1 protein-coding gene is annotated in these 376 nt (G+C 63.6%); it reads right to left on the bottom strand.

Annotated elements, in window-relative coordinates; genetic code table 11:
* A partial coding sequence (locus AB4Y92_RS26505) for a DoxX family protein (RefSeq protein ID WP_441822332.1) occupies positions 1–257 on the bottom strand: 257 nt, incomplete at its 3' end.
* Positions 258–376 lie beyond the last annotated feature (119 nt).

Raw genomic sequence — 376 nt, 5'->3', positions numbered from 1 at the left:
GCATAGGCCATTTCGCCGGCCAGCACGAAGGCGACGGGGCGAGTCCACAAGCCGATCAGGATCAGGAAGCCGCCCAAGGCCTCGAGAATGGCGCCGAACCAGAACAGCGTGAAGGCGGCGGGCAGGCCGCTGGCGGGCGCGGCTGGGAAACCGAAGAGCTTCTGGGTGCCGTGGATGATGAAGATCAGCGCGGTCACGATGCGCAGAACGGCGAGAGCCTGCGGGGCATAGCGGCTCAGGGGGTTGGAGGCTTGCATTCGGACATAACCTTCTAGGTCGCAGAGGCTCGAGGACGTCGGAACAGGCTGGATTCGTGCCTAATTGCGGCATTGCATCTGGGCTGCGCGGCGAAGTTGTCGGGTTTCACGCGATTTTC

The sequence above is a fragment of the Lysobacter sp. TAB13 genome, assembly GCF_052113885.1.
Lineage (GTDB): Bacteria > Pseudomonadota > Gammaproteobacteria > Xanthomonadales > Xanthomonadaceae > Lysobacter > Lysobacter gummosus.
Note: the sequence above shows the minus strand (reverse complement) of the source record. Positions and strands in the feature narration are given on the sequence as shown.